The organism is Klebsiella sp. 141162 (genome assembly GCF_050600755.1).
Lineage (GTDB): Bacteria > Pseudomonadota > Gammaproteobacteria > Enterobacterales > Enterobacteriaceae > Klebsiella > Klebsiella aerogenes.
The window spans coordinates 340,380-355,913 of record NZ_JAQIRI010000003.1; the positions used below are offsets into that span (position 1 = coordinate 340,380).

General features: G+C 57.5%; 15 protein-coding genes. 11 read left to right on the top strand and 4 right to left on the bottom strand.

Annotated elements, in window-relative coordinates; translation table 11 throughout:
• Positions 1-102 precede the first annotated feature (102 nt).
• Complete coding sequence (gene slmA, locus PGR23_RS12795) at positions 103-699, top strand: nucleoid occlusion factor SlmA (protein ID WP_015369151.1); 597 nt, start codon at positions 103-105, stop codon at positions 697-699.
• A 176-nt stretch (positions 700-875) separates the two neighbouring features.
• Complete coding sequence (locus PGR23_RS12800; RefSeq protein WP_221695099.1) at positions 876-1,892, top strand: SMP-30/gluconolactonase/LRE family protein; 1,017 nt, start codon at positions 876-878, stop codon at positions 1,890-1,892.
• A gap of 34 nt (positions 1,893-1,926) precedes the next feature.
• Here the strand turns inward: PGR23_RS12800 and pyrE are convergent, their stop codons facing one another.
• Both pyrE and rph read right to left on the bottom strand, forming a co-directional pair.
• Positions 1,927-2,568, bottom strand: coding sequence for an orotate phosphoribosyltransferase (gene pyrE / locus PGR23_RS12805; protein ID WP_015703811.1), 642 nt, complete (start codon positions 2,566-2,568; stop codon positions 1,927-1,929).
• 112 nt (positions 2,569-2,680) lie between these two features.
• Entirely contained in the window at positions 2,681-3,397 is a 717-nt protein-coding gene (gene rph / locus PGR23_RS12810) for a ribonuclease PH (protein WP_045390593.1), read from the bottom strand.
• A gap of 170 nt (positions 3,398-3,567) precedes the next feature.
• On the opposite strand from rph, the gene PGR23_RS12815 reads away from it, so the two are divergent.
• Both PGR23_RS12815 and PGR23_RS12820 read left to right on the top strand, forming a co-directional pair.
• Positions 3,568-4,431, top strand: coding sequence for a YicC/YloC family endoribonuclease (locus PGR23_RS12815; protein ID WP_045390591.1), 864 nt, complete (start codon positions 3,568-3,570; stop codon positions 4,429-4,431).
• A 206-nt stretch (positions 4,432-4,637) separates the two neighbouring features.
• Positions 4,638-5,255 carry a trimeric intracellular cation channel family protein gene (locus PGR23_RS12820; protein WP_015703812.1) on the top strand — a complete coding sequence of 206 codons (618 nt, stop codon included), beginning with the start codon at positions 4,638-4,640 and terminating at the stop codon, positions 5,253-5,255.
• Between the two features lie 4 nt (positions 5,256-5,259).
• Here the strand turns inward: PGR23_RS12820 and ligB are convergent, their stop codons facing one another.
• On the bottom strand, positions 5,260-6,933 hold the full coding sequence (ligB, locus tag PGR23_RS12825) for an NAD-dependent DNA ligase LigB (protein WP_396279306.1): 1,674 nt from the start codon (positions 6,931-6,933) through the stop codon (positions 5,260-5,262).
• A 258-nt stretch (positions 6,934-7,191) separates the two neighbouring features.
• Between ligB and gmk the strand changes: the two genes are divergently transcribed.
• The 7 genes from gmk to fpr all read left to right on the top strand — a co-directional run bounded on the left by gmk (position 7,192) and on the right by fpr (position 15,061).
• Positions 7,192-7,815: a guanylate kinase gene (gmk, locus tag PGR23_RS12830; RefSeq protein WP_015369144.1), complete on the top strand. Its 624-nt coding sequence runs from the start codon at positions 7,192-7,194 to the stop codon at positions 7,813-7,815.
• A 54-nt stretch (positions 7,816-7,869) separates the two neighbouring features.
• A complete protein-coding gene (gene rpoZ, locus PGR23_RS12835) occupies positions 7,870-8,145 on the top strand; it encodes a DNA-directed RNA polymerase subunit omega (protein WP_000135058.1) in 276 nt (91 codons plus the stop codon).
• Positions 8,146-8,163: 18 nt separating this feature from the next.
• Complete coding sequence (spoT, locus tag PGR23_RS12840; protein WP_015369143.1) at positions 8,164-10,284, top strand: bifunctional GTP diphosphokinase/guanosine-3',5'-bis pyrophosphate 3'-pyrophosphohydrolase; 2,121 nt, start codon at positions 8,164-8,166, stop codon at positions 10,282-10,284.
• A 96-nt stretch (positions 10,285-10,380) separates the two neighbouring features.
• Positions 10,381-11,070 carry a tRNA (guanosine(18)-2'-O)-methyltransferase TrmH gene (trmH, locus tag PGR23_RS12845; protein ID WP_047047644.1) on the top strand — a complete coding sequence of 230 codons (690 nt, stop codon included), beginning with the start codon at positions 10,381-10,383 and terminating at the stop codon, positions 11,068-11,070.
• Positions 11,071-11,075: 5 nt separating this feature from the next.
• Complete coding sequence (gene recG, locus PGR23_RS12850; protein ID WP_015703814.1) at positions 11,076-13,157, top strand: ATP-dependent DNA helicase RecG; 2,082 nt, start codon at positions 11,076-11,078, stop codon at positions 13,155-13,157.
• A 51-nt stretch (positions 13,158-13,208) separates the two neighbouring features.
• On the top strand, positions 13,209-14,219 hold the full coding sequence (gene glpX, locus PGR23_RS12855; protein WP_015703815.1) for a class II fructose-bisphosphatase: 1,011 nt from the start codon (positions 13,209-13,211) through the stop codon (positions 14,217-14,219).
• A gap of 95 nt (positions 14,220-14,314) precedes the next feature.
• The gene (fpr, locus tag PGR23_RS12860) at positions 14,315-15,061 is read left to right on the top strand and encodes a ferredoxin--NADP(+) reductase (protein WP_032709404.1); all 747 of its coding nucleotides are present in this window, start codon (positions 14,315-14,317) and stop codon (positions 15,059-15,061) included.
• Here fpr and PGR23_RS12865 read toward each other — a convergent pair whose 3' ends face one another.
• Positions 15,062-15,490, bottom strand: a complete 429-nt coding sequence (locus PGR23_RS12865; RefSeq protein WP_045390577.1) for a DUF805 domain-containing protein — start codon at positions 15,488-15,490, stop codon at positions 15,062-15,064. It abuts the gene before it with no gap.
• Positions 15,491-15,534 lie beyond the last annotated feature (44 nt).

Consider the following 15,534-nt stretch of genomic DNA (forward strand, 5'->3'; position numbering starts at 1 on the left):
TCCCAAAGCGCATAATGCAATAACATCACCGCAAACTAAGGTTTGCGGTCGCTTTGTGGATGCCTGCCTGACAAGTGCTTATTTTCAGGGGTATTTTAAAACATGGCAGAAAAACAAACTGCGAAAAGGAATCGTCGCGAAGAAATACTTCAATCTCTGGCGCTGATGCTTGAATCCAGCGATGGTAGTCAACGTATTACCACGGCGAAGCTGGCGGCCTCCGTCGGTGTTTCCGAAGCGGCGTTATACCGTCATTTTCCCAGTAAAACCCGCATGTTTGACAGCCTGATCGAGTTCATTGAAGACAGTCTGATTACGCGCATCAATTTGATTTTGAAAGATGAAAAGGACACCACGGCTCGTCTGCGCCTGATTGTTCTGCTGATTCTTGGGTTTGGCGAGCGTAATCCTGGGCTGACGCGTATCCTCACCGGCCACGCCTTAATGTTCGAACAGGACCGTCTGCAGGGTCGTATCAACCAGCTATTTGAACGTATCGAAGTTCAATTGCGTCAGGTGATGCGTGAAAAGAAAATGCGTGAGGGAGAGGGCTACACCCTCGACGAGACGCTACTGGCAAGCCAGCTGCTGGCATTTTGCGAAGGCATGCTGTCGCGTTTTGTGCGTAGCGAGTTCAAGTACCGCCCAACGGATGATTTCGATGCCCGCTGGCCGCTGGTCGCGGCGCAACTGCAGTAAAGCTCTATATGCAGCCGCAAGGCTGCATGGCTCTCCTCGCAATCTACGCAAATTTGTCGCAAAGCCCAGGGCCATTGGTTGAATTGCCCAATGCGCTTTTCCGCTTACTTTTCCTACTATCCAGCTTGCTGAGCGTTTCACCCTACCTACAAAACCACCCGGCAAGGAGAGATTTGATGGCGACGTCACGGCGAGAATTACTCAAGATAGGCGGACTGGCAACCGCATCACTACTCATTAGTCAAAAAAGCTTCGCAGCATGGGCCCCCTCTGAACGCTATCCTGACCCAAGCATTATCGCCGTCGATGACAGCTTTCGCCGCTACATGCTCGCCAGCGCGAAGGTCGAACGTATCGCCAGCGGCCTGCGTTGGGCGGAAGGGCCGGTCTGGTTTGGCGACATGCGGATGCTGCTGTGGAGCGATATTCCAAATAACGCCGTCATGCGTTGGGATGAAGCCAGCGGGGAAACCAGCGTCTTCCGCTATCCGGCCAACTATAGCAACGGCCACGCGCGCGACAGGCAGGGGCGTTTAATTAGCTGCGAGCACGATACCCGCCGTATTACGCGTACCGAGTACGATGGCTCCATCACCGTGCTGGCCGACAACTATCAGGGCAAGCCCCTTAATTCGCCAAACGATATCATCGTGAAGTCAGACGGCACGATCTGGTTCACCGACCCGCCGTTTGGCATCAGCGGCTTTTATGAAGGTCATAAGGCGACCCCGGAGCTGCCGCAAAACGTCTACTGTCTGGAGCCGGAAAGCCGCAAGCTGAGCGTGGTGCTGGGCGATGTGAAAGGGCCAAACGGTCTGTGCTTCTCCGCGGATGAAAAAATCCTCTACGTGGTGGAAAGCCGGGCGACGCCGAACCGCTTAATTCTGGCGTGGGACGTAGAAGGTAATACGCTGAAAAATAAACGCGTGTATCTCGACTGCGGCAACGGTACCGCCGATGGGATCGCCTGCGATGCAGACGGCAACCTGTGGTGCGGGTGGGGAACGGGCAATGAAGAGCTCGACGGCGTGCGGGTCTTTAACCCCCAGGGTAAGCATATCGGCACCATCAAGCTGCCGGAACGCTGCGCGAACTTATGCTTTGGCGGTGAACAGCGCAATCGGCTGTTTATGGCCTCAAGCACCTCAATCTACTCGCTGTACGTCAATGCCCAGGGCGCTAAACTGGTATAGTTGAAAACCGGCAGCCTGGCTGCCGGTTTCAGCATCAGACGCCGTAGGCTTCGCGGTAAGCGCGTACCGATGCCAAATGCTCAGCCATCTCAGGCTTTTCTTCCAGATAGGCGATAAGATCTTTCAGGGTGACGATAGAAATCACTTTGCAGCCATAATCACGTTCCACTTCCTGAATCGCGGAGATCTCGCCGCGACCGCGCTCCTGGCGGTCAAGCGAGATGAGCACGCCAGCCAGTTCAGCGCCGTTAGCCTGAATAATTTCCATTGATTCACGAATTGCGGTACCGGCGGTAATCACGTCGTCCACCAGCATCACGCGGCCCTGGAGCGGGCTACCGACCAGGTTGCCGCCTTCACCGTGGGTCTTCGCTTCTTTACGGTTGAAGCAGTACGGCAGGTCGCGGTCATGATGCTCAGCCAGCGCGACGGCGGTGGTGGTGGCGATAGGGATACCTTTATAGGCCGGGCCGAACAGCAGGTCGAACTCGATCCCGGAATCCACCAGCGCCTCGGCGTAGAAACGGCCCAGCAGAGCCAGATCGCGCCCGGTATTAAACAGGCCGGCGTTGAAGAAATAGGGGCTTTTACGCCCGGATTTCAGCGTAAATTCGCCAAACTTAAGAACCTGCTTGCTAAGCGCAAACTCAATAAACTGGCGCTGATACGGCTTCATGGATTCGCTCCTTTTAGTACTGTCATCAATGTCGGACTACACGCTTTGTCCTTCGCAGGTGTCATGAAGGATAAAGCGCAAAAAAAAGGCGACTTCTCAGTCGCCTTAATCATTAATTTTCTAACGCCGCTTTCTGCGTCGTAATAATGGATTCGATTCCCCCTCGCGCTAACGCCAGGAGAGTGAGGAGCTCTTCATGGGTGAACGGCTCGCCTTCCGCCGTGCCCTGCACCTCAATAATGCGGCCGTCTTCGGTCATTACCACATTCATATCGGTTTCCGCGGCGGAATCTTCCACGTACTCCAGATCGCAGATGGCTTCACCATTAACGATACCAACGGAAACGGCGGCTACCATCCCCTTCATCGGGTTGGTTTTCAGTTTACCGGCAGCAACCAGCTTGTTCAGCGCATCGGCCAGCGCAACGCAGGCACCGGTAATGGACGCGGTACGGGTACCGCCATCGGCCTGCAGCACGTCGCAATCGAGCGTAATGGTGAACTCGCCCAGCGCTTTCAGATCCACCGCGGCGCGCAGCGCGCGAGCGATCAGACGCTGAATTTCCATAGTGCGGCCGCCCTGCTTGCCTTTTGCGGCTTCGCGAGCGTTACGGGTATGGGTGGAGCGCGGCAGCATGCCATATTCGGCGGTGATCCAGCCCTGGCCCTGACCTTTCAGGAAGCGCGGCACGCCTTCGTCGATGGAGGCAGTGCACAGCACTTTGGTGTCGCCAAATTCGACCAGCACGGAGCCTTCAGCGTGTTTTGTATAGTTACGGGTCAGGGTTACTGGACGCACCTGATTAGCGCTACGGCCTGCTGGACGCATGATTACTCTCCGGCTTGAAACGAATGTGGCTGCGCATTATACACAAATTCGGCCAAGTTGCATCGCGACGACGCGCGCCTGCCAATGTGGATAATGCGCGCTTATTCCTATCCTGAAAGGGCCTCGAAAGCTATAATCCTCCCCACTCTCCTTAAAAAACAGGAACGTCTATGATCCGCAGTATGACCGCCTATGCCCGGCGTGAAATCAAGGGTGACTGGGGTAGCGCCGCGTGGGAACTGCGCTCGGTAAACCAACGCTATCTGGAAACCTACTTCCGCCTGCCGGAACAGTTCCGGAGCCTGGAGCCCGTGGTTCGCGAGCGCATCCGCTCTCGCCTGACTCGCGGCAAAATCGAATGTACCCTGCGTTTTGAGCAGGATCCCAGCGCCCAAGGTGAGCTGATTCTTAACGAAAACCTGGCCAAGCAGCTGGTTAACGCCGCTAACTGGGTAAAAATGCAGAGCGATGAAGGCGAAATCAATCCGGTTGATATCCTGCGCTGGCCTGGCGTGATGGCCGCTCAGGAGCAAGACCTTGATGCCATCGCCGCTGAAATCCTCAACGCCCTGAATGGCGCGCTGGACGATTTTATCGTCGCTCGCGAGACCGAAGGCCAGGCATTGAAAACTCTGATCGAACAGCGTCTGGAAGGCGTCAGCGCCGAAGTCAGCAAAGTCCGCGCCCATATGCCGGAAATCCTGCAGTGGCAGCGCGAGCGCCTGGTCGCCAAGCTTGAAGACGCCGAAGTGCAGCTGGAAAACAACCGCCTCGAGCAAGAGCTGGTGTTGATGGCGCAGCGTATCGACGTCGCCGAAGAGCTCGATCGCCTGGAAGCGCACGTTAAAGAGACCTACAACATTCTGAAGAAGAAAGAAGCTGTGGGTCGCCGCCTCGACTTCATGATGCAGGAATTCAACCGCGAGTCGAACACTCTGGCCTCCAAATCCATTAATGCCGAAGTGACCAATTCAGCGATTGAGCTGAAGGTGCTGATCGAGCAGATGCGCGAGCAGATCCAGAATATCGAGTAATCTCTTCCCCGGCTGGCCTGCCCCCGCGGGCCAGCATTACTTTTTCTTATTCATTTTTGAAAAGCAAAAGCCAAATCCCCCACAGTGATTGACCATATCAATCATTCAGCATTAGCTTTTTTCATGAAAATCAGCTCACTTTAGAAAAACTCAATCGTGATCTGCCGCACAAATCGCTACCCTTTGCCCATCATTGTGGGGGATTTATGCTGCTTCATGTTCTTTATCTGATTGGTATTACGGCGGAAGCGATGACCGGCGCCTTAGCGGCCGGGCGACGCCGGATGGACACTTTTGGGGTGATTATTATCGCTACCGCCACCGCGCTCGGCGGGGGATCCGTGCGTGATATCCTGCTCGGCCATTATCCGCTCGGTTGGGTGAAGCACCCGGAATACGTCATCATTGTGGCGGTTGCCGCCGTTCTCACCACCATCGCCGCGCCGGTAATGCCGCACCTGCGTCGCCTGTTTCTGGTGCTGGATGCCCTGGGCCTGATTGTGTTCTCGATTATTGGCGCGCAAATCGCGCTGGACATGGGCGAAGGACCGATAATCGCGTCTATTGCCGCCGTGATCACCGGCGTCTTTGGCGGCGTGCTGCGGGATATGTTCTGTAAACGTATCCCGCTGGTGTTTCAGAAAGAACTGTACGCTGGCATCTCTTTTGCCGCCGCGGTGCTCTATATCGCGTTACAGCACTACGTCAGCAGCCACGACGTCGTGGTCATCGCCACGCTGCTCTTCGGCTTTACCGCGCGTATGCTCGCCCTGCGCTGGAAGCTCGGCCTGCCGGTCTTCTACTACAAACACGACGCACATTGATTCCTCAAAAACCCGGGATATGTTGCCCGCGGAGCCACTGCGCCAGCGCGGCAATATCCGGGTTTTGCAAAAAGACGACCAGCTGGCGCGCCCTTTCCTGCCCCACCCCCGGTAATTGCCGCCACTGGGACTCATTGCGCTCCCGCAATAGCTGCCAGTTTTCTGCCGCAACGCTCGCCTGCGCGGACTGAGGTATCGGTACCCCCAGCGCCAGCACCCAACGAATAAACGGCTGCTCGCGGGTCAAATTGAACTGATGCCACAACCGCAGGCCACGCTTGCTGGTCATCCCTGGCACGCTCTGTAGTTGTTCAGGCGTCAAAGCCAGCCATGAAAAAAGATGAGCCATGCGGCGATCGTCTATTAGCGTGCGCCATAGCGCCTCTCCTGCTCCCCCAATATCCAGAACTGCCTTAGACGATAGCCAAACAAGCCGGGAGAGAAACTGCCCGGCGCACTCGGACGACGCAAAATAACAGGTTAAGGAATGAAAACGGGGCGAAGGCGGCAGTGGCGCATCGCGCTGGCTGGCCCGCCAGACCACGCTATCCAGACGCGGGATGCCCTGTCCAGCCAGGCTTATTAGCACCTGGTCTCCGGCGACGATGTCTAACTGCCGCCAGCGGGCCACCGAGCCAATACTGACCCGACGCACCAGTTTATCGTCCAGTTTTACCGGTTCGAGATGCGCCACAACGGCTATCTTGCCGCTGCGCCCGACAGTGAACTGGATTGTGGTCACTTCCGCCACCTGCGAAAACGGCTGATATTTCCAGGCCGCCACCCAGTGCCCCTGTCCTGGAAGCCAACTGCCCCCGGCAGGTTCTTTTTCCGCGCGGATCACAATGCCATCGGTGACAAAGGGCAGCGGCGAGGCGAACCAGCGCTCGCGCCAGACGGCGGTCTCCTGCCAGTCTTTCACCGGATGGGAATAGCGCTGCGCCAGAGGAAACCCGCCGTCGGCAAGCAGCGCCAGGCGGGTGGACATCCGGGCCGGACCGTCGGGCCAGGCCCAGATAAACACCCCCAGCGTGTTCAGCGTTGCCGATGGCGCTTTGCGCATCAGTATCCCGGCGACTTTCGCCCGTGAATTCATACCGCCCGCCTGTTTTTGTATATGCCCCTCTTGCAGCTGAAAAATCTCGCCCTGTAGCACGCTATTTGCCAGCGCTCCTGCGGTAGTTTGCGGTAGGCCGGGGATCCGGCGCACTTTTACAGTCCAGTCTTCCCCCGCCAGACCGTCGCCGCGGCTAATCGCCTGTATTAACCTCCCCCCGCGATAAACCAGCGTTACCGCCACCCCGTCAACTTTCGGCTGTACCCACACATTGGGTTTCTCGCGCATCCAGCGACCGACGCTTGCGGCATCAGGCAGTTTACGCACGCCGGTATGCGCGATGGGATGTTTGACTTCGCCGCGCGGCGGCGGCAGCTCGTCTTCAGGCGTCTCCTGACCGAAGCAGCGCCGCCACTGCGCCAACCGGACAGATAGCATGTCGTAGACCTCGTCGCTGACCTCGCTGCGGCCCTGCTGCCAGTAAGCTGCTTTCCAGTCGGCAATCTGCTGGCTTAGGCGATCTATCTCCTGCCCGGCTTGTTGCAAAGACCACGCCGGGCAGGCCGCCGTTGCCATTGCCGCCGCCATCCATAACGCTGTCGCTATCAGCCATCTGCACATGCCTTTACCTCCTTGTTCTACCTTGCGGCATCGTGCGCTAAAGACCGAAGCCGCGGCGACAGGCAAATCATTACGCTGCGAGCGGCTTTCCAGGATTTACACCTTGTTGCTGCAACTGCTTAAGAAATCAGGAAAGCGGCAGGCAAAATGAAAGAAACAGCGGCAAAAAGTGTGACAATGACTGCGTCACGCGGCGGCGGCGTGTATAATAGGCTCGTATGTAGGATCTCTTTCGACAATCACATACAAAAGACACTCATGGCTCAAGGCACGCTTTATATTGTTTCCGCCCCTAGCGGCGCGGGTAAATCCAGCCTGATTCAGGCTTTATTGAAAACCCAACCGTTGTACGATTCCCAGGTTTCTGTTTCGCATACCACGCGCAATCCGCGCCCGGGTGAAGTTCACGGTGAACACTATTTCTTTGTCGATCACGATAAATTCAGGTCGATGATTAGCGAAGACGCTTTCCTTGAGCACGCTGAGGTTTTTGGCAATTATTACGGGACCTCTCGTGAAGCTATCGAGCAGGTTCTGGCGACCGGCGTTGATGTTTTTCTTGATATCGACTGGCAGGGCGCCCAGCAAATCCGTAATAAAATGCCCGGCGCGCGCAGCATCTTTATTCTGCCGCCGTCAAAAGACGAACTTGACCGCCGCCTGCGCGGCCGCGGCCAGGACAGCGAAGAAGTCATCGCAAAACGTATGGCGCAGGCAGTTGCAGAAATGAGCCATTACGCGGAATATGATTACCTTATTGTGAATGATGATTTTGATACCGCTTTAGGCGATCTGAAAAACATTATCCGCGCTGAACGTCTGCGCATGAGCCGCCAAAAGCAGCGACATGGCGCTTTAATCACCAAACTATTGGCAGACTGAACCCACATTCAGTATCATGCCCAGTCATTTCTTCACCTGTGGAGCATTTTAAGTATGGCACGCGTAACTGTTCAGGACGCTGTAGAGAAAATTGGTAACCGTTTTGACCTGGTACTGGTCGCCGCGCGTCGCGCTCGTCAGATGCAGGTAGGCGGAAAGGATCCGCTGGTACCGGAAGAAAACGATAAAACCACCGTTATCGCACTGCGCGAAATCGAAGAAGGTCTGATCAACAACCAGATCCTCGACGTACGTGAGCGCCAGGAACAGCAAGAGCAGGAAGCCGCTGAATTACAAGCCGTTACCGCGATTGCTGAAGGTCGTCGTTAATCACACAGCGGGTCGCCCTTGTATCTGTTTGAAAGCCTGAATCAGCTGATTCAAAACTACCTGCCGGAAGAGCAAATCAAGCGCCTTCGGCAGGCGTATCTCGTTGCACGTGACGCTCACGAGGGTCAGACACGTTCAAGCGGTGAACCCTATATCACGCACCCGGTAGCGGTGGCCTGCATTCTGGCCGAGATGAAACTCGACTACGAAACGCTGATGGCCGCGCTGCTGCATGATGTGATTGAAGATACCCCTGCCACCTACCAGGACATGGAACAGCTTTTTGGTAAAAGCGTCGCCGAACTGGTAGAGGGGGTGTCGAAACTTGATAAGCTCAAGTTCCGCGATAAGAAAGAGGCGCAAGCCGAAAACTTCCGCAAAATGATCATGGCGATGGTGCAGGATATCCGCGTCATCCTCATCAAGCTTGCCGACCGCACCCACAACATGCGCACCCTGGGCTCGCTACGCCCGGATAAACGCCGTCGCATCGCCCGCGAAACGCTGGAAATTTATAGCCCTCTGGCGCACCGTTTAGGTATCCATCACATTAAAACCGAGCTCGAAGAGCTGGGCTTTGAAGCGCTGTACCCTAACCGCTACCGCGTCATTAAAGAAGTGGTCAAAGCGGCGCGCGGCAACCGAAAAGAGATGATTCAGAAAATCCTCTCTGAGATCGAAGGGCGTTTACAGGAAGCGGGGATCCCCTGCCGCGTTAGCGGTCGCGAAAAGCATCTGTACTCTATTTACTGCAAAATGGTGCTCAAAGAGCAGCGTTTTCACTCGATTATGGACATCTACGCCTTCCGCGTTATCGTTCACGATCCCGATATCTGCTATCGCGTGCTGGGCCAAATGCACAGCCTCTACAAGCCGCGTCCAGGCCGTTTCAAAGATTACATCGCCATTCCGAAAGCGAACGGCTATCAATCTTTGCACACCTCGATGATTGGCCCCCACGGCGTCCCGGTCGAGGTACAAATCCGTACCGAAGATATGGACCAGATGGCGGAGATGGGGGTTGCGGCGCACTGGGCTTATAAAGAGCACGGGGGCGAAAGCAGCACGACCGCGCAAATCCGCGCTCAGCGCTGGATGCAAAGCCTGCTGGAACTGCAGCAGAGCGCCGGTAGCTCGTTTGAATTTATCGAGAGCGTTAAATCCGATCTGTTCCCGGATGAGATTTACGTTTTCACCCCGGAAGGGCGCATTGTCGAACTGCCTGCCGGCGCCACGCCGGTGGACTTCGCCTACGCGGTGCATACCGATATCGGCCATGCCTGCGTTGGCGCGCGCGTCGACCGTCAGCCCTATCCGCTGTCGCAGCCGCTCTCCAGCGGCCAGACTGTCGAAATCATTACCGCGCCGGGCGCGCGTCCGAATGCCGCATGGCTGAACTTTGTCGTCAGCTCGAAAGCGCGCGCCAAGATCCGCCAACTGCTGAAGAACCTTAAGCGCGACGATTCCGTCAGCCTTGGCCGCCGATTGCTCAACCACGCGTTAGGCGGCAGCCGCAAGCTGGCAGAAATCCCGCCGGAGAACATCCAGCGCGAACTTGACCGCATGAAGCTTGCCACGCTTGACGATCTGCTGGCGGAAATCGGTCTCGGTAACGCAATGAGCGTGGTGGTGGCGAAAAACCTGCAGCAGGGCGAAGCCTCTGCCGCACCGGTGCCGGCCAACGCGTCGAATCACGGCCATCTGCCGATCAAGGGCGCCGATGGCGTGCTGATTACTTTCGCCAAGTGCTGTCGTCCGATTCCGGGGGACCCGATCATCGCCCACGTCAGCCCAGGCAAAGGGTTGGTTATCCACCATGAATCCTGTCGTAACATCCGCGGCTACCAGAAAGAGCCTGAGAAGTTTATGGCGGTCGAATGGGATAAAGAAACTGCGCAGGAATTTATCGCCGAAATTAAGGTGGATATGTTCAACCACCAGGGCGCGCTGGCTAACCTGACGGCCGCAATCAACACCGCGTCTTCCAATATTCAGAGCCTGAATACGGAAGAAAAAGATGGCCGCGTATACAGCGCCTTTATCCGCCTGACCGCGCGCGACCGCGTGCATCTGGCGAATATCATGCGCAAAATTCGCGTCATGCCGGACGTGATTAAAGTCACTCGTAACCGAAATTAGCTTTTACAAAAATCGAATCCCCAGGAAGGTACTGAAGTACGTGACTGGGGTGAGTGAGTGCAGCTAACGCCGAGGCAGTTCGAAGGATTAAGTAGAATGAATTCACAGCGTTATGCGCGTATCTGCGAGATGCTCGCCAGGCGTCAGCCTGATCTGACGGTCTGCATGGAGCAGGTCCATAAACCCCATAACGTCTCTGCGGTCATCCGCACCGCAGACGCCATCGGCGTACACGAAGTACACGCCATCTGGCCTGGCAGCCGCATGCGTACCATGGCCTCTGCCGCCGCCGGCAGCAATAGTTGGGTGCAGGTGAAAACACACCGCACGATCGGCGATGCCGTCAGCCACTTAAAAGGCCGGGGCATGCAAATCCTCGCGACGCACCTTTCCGACAAAGCCATCGATTTTCGCGAAATCGACTATACGCGCCCGACCTGCATCCTGATGGGCCAGGAGAAAACCGGCATCACCCAGGAAGCGCTGGCGCTGGCAGACCAGGACATCATTATTCCAATGGTCGGTATGGTGCAGTCGCTGAACGTCTCCGTCGCCTCCGCGCTGATCCTTTACGAAGCGCAGCGTCAGCGGCAGAACGCCGGAATGTACCAACGCGCCAATAGCATGCTGCCGCCTGAAGAGCAGCAGCGGCTGCTATTTGAAGGCGGTTACCCGGTGCTGGCACGCGTCGCCAGGCAAAAAGGTCTGCCTTATCCCCACGTCAACGAGCAGGGCGAAGTCGAAGCCGATGCCGAGTGGTGGGCAACGATGCAGGCGGCGAGGTAAATCCGATGTCAGGCCGCCTGTTAGATGCCGTACCGCTCAACTCGCTGACCGGCGTTGGCGCCGCACAGAGCAGCAAACTGGCGAAAATCGGTCTGCATACGGTTCAGGACCTGCTACTACACCTGCCGCTACGCTATGAAGACCGGACTCACCTGTACCAAATCGGCGAACTGCTGCCGGGCGTCTACGCAACCGTAGAGGGTGAGGTGCTCAACAGCAATATCACCTTCGGCGGCCGCCGGATGATGACCTGTCAGATAAGTGACGGTTCCGGCATCCTGACCATGCGTTTTTTCAACTTCAATGCGGCGATGAAAAACAGCCTGGCGACCGGTCGTCGCGTGCTGGCCTACGGCGAAGCTAAACGCGGCAAGTTCGGCGCCGAGATGATCCACCCGGAATATCGCGTGCAGGGCGATATGAGCACCCCGGAGCTGCAGGAAACCCTGACTCCAGTCTACCCGACCACTGAAGGCATTAAGCAGGCGACGCTGCGCAAACTCACCGATCAGGCGCTTGAGCTGCTGGAAACCTGCGCGATTAGCGAACTGCTGCCGCCGGAGCTGGCGCAGGGGATGATGAGTCTGCCGGAGGCGCTGCGTACGCTGCACCGCCCGCCGCCGTCGCTACAGCTCAGCGAGCTGGAGAGCGGTAAACATCCGGCACAGCAGCGTCTTATCCTGGAAGAGTTGCTGGCGCATAATCTCAGCATGCTGGCGCTCCGCGCCGGTGCCCAGCGCTACCATGCGCTGCCGCTCAGCGCCAACGACACGCTGAAAACCCAGCTTCTGGCTTCTCTACCCTTTAAACCAACGGGCGCGCAGGCGCGCGTCACCGCGGAGATCGAGCGCGATATGGCGCTGGACGTGCCGATGATGCGCCTGGTGCAGGGCGACGTCGGATCCGGTAAAACGCTGGTCGCCGCGCTGGCCGCCCTGCGCGCTATCGCCCATGGTAAGCAGGTGGCGCTGATGGCGCCGACCGAACTGCTGGCCGAGCAGCACGCCAATAATTTCCGCAGCTGGTTCGCGCCGCTGGGCATTGAAGTCGGCTGGCTGGCTGGCAAACAAAAAGGCAAAGCGCGCCAGGCGCAGCAGGAAGCCATTGCCAACGGCGAAGTGCAGATGATTGTCGGCACCCACGCCATTTTCCAGGAGCAGGTGCAGTTTAACGGCCTGGCGCTGGTGATTATCGACGAACAACATCGCTTTGGCGTTCATCAACGCCTGGCGCTGTGGGAAAAGGGCCAGCAGCAGGGCTTCCACCCGCATCAACTGATCATGACCGCTACACCGATTCCACGCACCCTGGCGATGACCGCCTATGCCGATCTCGATACCTCGGTTATCGACGAGCTGCCGCCGGGCCGTACCCCGGTCACTACCGTCGCTATCCCGGACACCCGCCGCAGCGACATTATCGACCGCGTGCGCAACGCCTGCACCCAGGAAGGTCGCCAGGCCTATTGGGTCTGTACACTGATTGAAGAGTCCGATCTGCTGGAAGCCCAGGCGGCGGAAGCCACCTGGGAAGAGCTCAAGCTGGCGCTGCCGGAACTTAACATCGGTCTCGTTCACGGGCGAATGAAACCAGCGGAGAAACAGGCCGTGATGCAGGCCTTCAAGCAGGGCGAGATGCACCTACTGGTCGCCACCACGGTGATTGAAGTCGGCGTTGACGTCCCTAACTCAAGCCTGATGATTATCGAAAACCCGGAGCGTCTGGGTCTGGCGCAGCTGCACCAGCTACGCGGGCGCGTCGGGCGCGGCGCCGTCGCCTCCCACTGCGTGCTACTTTATAAATCGCCGCTCTCCAAAACGGCGCAGAAGCGCCTGCAGGTGCTGCGCGACAGCAACGACGGTTTCGTCATCGCCCAGAAAGATCTTGAAATCCGCGGCCCCGGCGAGCTTCTCGGCACCCGCCAGACCGGCAACGCCGAATTTAAAGTAGCGGACTTGCTGCGCGATCAGGCCATGATCCCCGATGTTCAGCGCATTGCTCGTCATATTCACGAACGCTATCCGCTGCAGGCGCAGGCGCTGATTGAGCGCTGGATGCCGGAAACCGAACGCTATTCCAACGCGTAGCGCGTCCTTTTTGCCGCGCTACGGGCAACTTTTCTACACAATGAGTGGATTATGAAACGAGAACTGGCCATCGAATTTTCGCGTGTCACCGAAGCCGCCGCGCTGGCGGGCTATAAATGGCTGGGCCGCGGCGATAAAAATACCGCCGACGGCGCAGCGGTTAACGCCATGCGCATTATGCTTAACCTCGTCAATATCGACGGCACCATCGTCATCGGCGAGGGCGAAATCGATGAAGCGCCGATGCTCTATATCGGCGAAAAAGTGGGTACCGGCAAAGGCGACGCGGTAGATATCGCCGTCGACCCAATTGAAGGCACCCGCATGACGGCCATGGGCCAGGCCAACGCGCTGGCAGTGATGGCGGTCGGCGATAAAGGCTGCTTCCTCAACGCGCCGGATATGTATATGGAAAAGCTGATTGTCGGCCCCGGCGCTAAAGGCGCTATCGATCTCAATCTGCCGCTGGAAGAGAATTTGCGCAACATCGCCCGCGCGTTGAATAAACCGCTCGCTGAACTGACCGTCACCGTGCTGGCGAAACCCCGCCACGACGCGGTCATTGCGCAACTGCAGCAGTTGGGCGTGCGCGTGTTCGCGATCCCCGATGGCGACGTGGCGGCCTCTATCCTTACCTGCATGCCGGATAGCGAAGTCGACGTGCTGTACGGCATCGGCGGCGCGCCGGAAGGCGTGGTTTCGGCGGCGGTGATCCGCGCGCTGGACGGCGATATGCAGGGCCGCCTGCTGGCTCGTCACCACGTGAAGGGCGACAGCGAAGAGAACCGCCGTATCGGTGAAAACGAACTGGCGCGCTGCAAAACCATGGGCATCGAAGCGGGCAAAGTGCTGCGTCTTGATGAAATGGCGCGCAGCGATAACGTCATCTTCTCCGCCACCGGGATTACCAAAGGCGATCTACTGGACGGCATTACCCGCAAGGGCAATATGGCGACCACTGAAACGCTGCTGATCCGCGGTAAATCGCGGACTATCCGCCGTATTCAGTCGATTCATTACCTCGACCGAAAAGACCCGGACGTCCAGCAACACATCCTGTAAAACATTTGATCAATCGAGCTTTCCAGCCTTTTCGGGCTGGAAATCTTCTCCCGTCGCGGTGAAGATAGACTGACGAGATTGAAAGGAGAGACGCAATGGCAAACTGGGTTACAGGTAAAGTTGTAAAAGTGCAAAACTGGACCGATGCACTGTTTAGCCTCACCATTCACGCGCCCGTTGAGCCGTTCACCGCAGGGCAGTTTGCTAAACTGGGCCTGGATGTTGACGGCGAGCGCGTGCAGCGCGCCTACTCCTACGTCAACGCCCCCAGCAATCCCGATCTTGAGTTCTACCTGGTCACCGTTCCGGAGGGTAAACTCAGCCCGCGACTGGCCGCGCTGAAACCCGGCGACGACGTGCAGATTGTCAGCGAAGCCGCCGGTTTCTTCGTGCTGGAAGAGGTGCCGGACTGCGACACGCTGTGGATGCTCGCCACCGGTACGGCGATCGGCCCCTATCTGTCGATTCTGGAAGAAGGGAAAGACCTGGATCGCTTCAAGAACCTGGTGCTGGTGCATGCGGCGCGCTATGCCGCCGACCTCAGCTATTTACCGCAAATGCGCGAGCTGGAGCAGCGCTATGCCGGCAAATTACGTATCCAGACCGTGGTCAGCCGCGAGACAGCGGAAGGTTCGCTGACGGGCCGGGTGCCGTTCCTGATTGAAACCGGCGCGCTGGAAGAGGCGGTCGGCCTGCCGATGACCGCCGATACCAGCCACGTGATGCTGTGCGGCAACCCGCAGATGGTGCGTGATACCCAGCAGTTGCTGAAAGAGACCCGGCAGATGACCAAACATCTGCGTCGCCGACCGGGCCATATGACGGCAGAGCACTACTGGTAATCAGACGTCCGCTTTCCAGCGGACATCCTGCGTCTCTTTGCCAAACTTATTTTCGCCCTGGGTGCCGACGAACGCGCCCAGGTCGATCAACATCATGACGATAATCAGCGTCGGTACAAAGCGCCCGACGCCCCACTGCCAAACCTGCGGCAACATCGCCCAGTTGCCCGCCAGCAGCATCCACGCCAGAATCATCAGCAGCGCCCAGAGGCCGGATCTCCCGCGATCGTGCAGACGCTTCACCACGACCGCCGCCGTCGGCCAGAGCAGGCAGACGAGAATAAACGCCGCGGTCTGTAAACTCAGCAAATTGCTGCCCGCGAGAGTAAACAGCGCGCTCATGGTCAACACCCAGATAACGATCCAAATCCAGAAATCCCGGCGGCCAATACGGCCTTTAATTGAGAATAACCACTGCTGTAGGGTCATGTTTTATTCCTTATCATCATCATTCGCGTAGTTTACCCTGAAGG